This window comes from Sporofaciens sp. SGI.106 (genome assembly GCF_050314255.1).
Lineage (GTDB): Bacteria > Bacillota > Clostridia > Lachnospirales > Lachnospiraceae > Claveliimonas.
In genome coordinates this window covers 1-2790 of sequence record NZ_JBNPMZ010000040.1, presented here as the reverse complement: position 1 = coordinate 2790, position 2790 = coordinate 1, and the positions used below count along the sequence as shown (strand labels likewise).

The following is a 2790-nucleotide window of genomic DNA, read 5'->3' as shown; positions in this document are numbered from 1 at the left end:
CGTTGAGATATCTCATCTTGAGGGGGGCTTCACGCTTAGATGCCTTCAGCGTTTATCCCTTCCCGGCTTGGCTACTCTGCCATGCTCCTGGTAGAACAACAGATACACCAGCGGCCAGTCCATCCCGGTCCTCTCGTACTAAGGACAGCTCCTCTCAAATATCTTACGCCCACGCCGGATAGGGACCGAACTGTCTCACGACGTTCTGAACCCAGCTCGCGTACCGCTTTAATGGGCGAACAGCCCAACCCTTGGGACCTACTTCAGCCCCAGGATGCGATGAGCCGACATCGAGGTGCCAAACCACTCCGTCGATGTGAACTCTTGGGAGTGATAAGCCTGTTATCCCCAGGGTAGCTTTTATCCGTTGAGCGATGGCAATCCCACTTTATACCACCGGATCACTAAGTCCTACTTTCGTACCTGCTCCACCCGTCGGTGTCGCAGTCAAGCTCCCTTCTGCCTTTGCACTCTTCGAATGGTTTCCAACCATTCTGAGGGAACCTTTGAGCGCCTCCGATACCCTTTCGGAGGCGACCGCCCCAGTCAAACTCCCCACCTGACATTGTCCCCCGCCCGGATTACGGGCGCAGGTTAGAAACCCAATACTACAAGGGTGGTATCCCAACAGCGGCTCCATGGCAACTGGCGTCACCACTTCTTAGCCTCCCACCTATCCTGTACATGCAATATCGAATCCCAGTATCAAGCTGGAGTAAAGCTCCATGGGGTCTTTCCGTCCTGGCGCAGGTAACCAGCATCTTCACTGGTATTTCAATTTCACCGGGTGCATTGTCGAGACAGTGCCCAAATCATTACGCCTTTCGTGCGGGTCGGAACTTACCCGACAAGGAATTTCGCTACCTTAGGACCGTTATAGTTACGGCCGCCGTTTACTGGGGCTTAAGTTCAAAGCTTCGCTTGCGCTAACCTCTCCCCTTAACCTTCCAGCACCGGGCAGGCGTCAGCCCATATACTTCACCTTTCGGTTTTGCATAGACCTGTGTTTTTGCTAAACAGTTGCTTGGGCCAATTCTCTGCGGCCTGGTCTCCCAGGCACTCCTTCTCCCGAAGTTACGGAGTCATTTTGCCGAGTTCCTTAACAATGCTTCTCCCGTCGGCCTTAGGATTCTCTCCTCATCCACCTGTGTCGGTTTACGGTACGGGCACGTATTTAACAATAGCGGCTTTTCTTGGCAGTCAGCTCACACACTTCCCTACTTTTAGTTCGGTACGCTTCACGTCTTCGGATTGCCGCACGGATTTGCCTTTGCGACTCCTACCTCGCTTGCCCCGGTCTCTCCATTCCCGGTAGTGCTCTCTTACTGCGTCCCCACAGTTCTGTAAATACGTGGTACAGGAATTTCAACCTGTTATCCATCGACTACGTCTTTCGACCTCGCCTTAGGCCCCGACTTACCCAGAGCAGATCAGCTTTACTCTGGAAACCTTAGATATTCGGCCGGAAGGATTCCCACCTTCCTCTCGCTACTCATTCCGGCATTCTCTCTTCCATACAATCCACAGCTCCTTCCGGTACTGCTTCGTCTCGTATGCAATGCTCCTCTACCAATTGACTAATGTCAATTCCTGAGCTTCGGTAGTGTGTTTCAGCCCCGGACATTTTCGGCGCAGGACCTCTCGACCAGTGAGCTATTACGCACTCTTTTAATGTATGGCTGCTTCTAAGCCAACATCCTGGTTGTCTTTGAAATCCCACATCCTTTTCCACTTAACACACATTTTGGGACCTTAGCTGCAGGTCTGGGCTCTTTCCCTTTTGACTACCCAACTTATCTCGTGCAGTCTGACTCCCATGAACCATCTACGCGGCATTCGGAGTTTGATATTCTTCGGTAAGCTTTGACGCCCCCTAGGAAATTCAGTGCTCTACCTCCGCAAGACTCTCATGAGGCTAGCCCTAAAGCTATTTCGAGGAGAACCAGCTATCTCCGGGTTCGATTGGAATTTCTCCCCTATCCACACCTCATCCCCACCCTTTTCAACGGATGTGGGTTCGGTCCTCCATTGCCTTTTACGGCAACTTCAACCTGGACATGGATAGATCACCCGGTTTCGGGTCTGCTCCGACTGACTAAACGCCCTATTAAGACTTGGTTTCCCTTCGGCTCCACACCTTGAGTGCTTAACCTCGCCAGCCAGCGCAACTCGCCGGACCGTTCTACAAAAAGTACGCGGTTCATCATATATAGATGTTCCACAGCTTGTAAACACAGGGTTTCAGGTTCTCTTTCACTCCCCTCCCGGGGTCCTTTTCACCTTTCCTTCACAGTACTATGCGCTATCGGTCACTAAGGAGTATTTAGCCTTACGGGGTGGTCCCCGCTCATTCCTACAAGGTTTCACGTGTCTCGTAGTACTCTGGATACCGCCTTGTCAACTCGTCTTTCGCTTACGGGGCTTTCACCCTCTTTGGCTGGCTTTCCCAAAACCATTCTGCTAGACTCATTGAATCAATTGTGCGGTCCGAACCCCGGGATGCACGCATCCCGGTTTGGGCTCTTTCCATTTCGCTCGCCGCTACTTTGGAAATCACATGTTGTTTTCTCTTCCTCCGGCTACTTAGATGTTTCAGTTCACCGGGTTCCCTTCCATACGTTATGGATTGGCGTATGGACGACTGAGGTTTACTCAGCCAGGTTTCCCCATTCAGAGATCTCCGGATCGTAGGATATTTGCTCCTCCCCGAAGCTTTTCGCAGCTTATCACGTCTTTCATCGGCTCTTAGTGCCAAGGCATCCACCCTGCGCTCTTTTCAGCATAACCAAC

At 51.9% G+C, this 2790-nt stretch carries 1 rRNA gene; it reads right to left on the bottom strand.

Annotated elements, in window-relative coordinates:
• A 23S ribosomal RNA gene (locus ACQRCC_RS15405) occupies positions 1-2787 on the bottom strand; the annotation flags it as partial.
• Positions 2788-2790 lie beyond the last annotated feature (3 nt).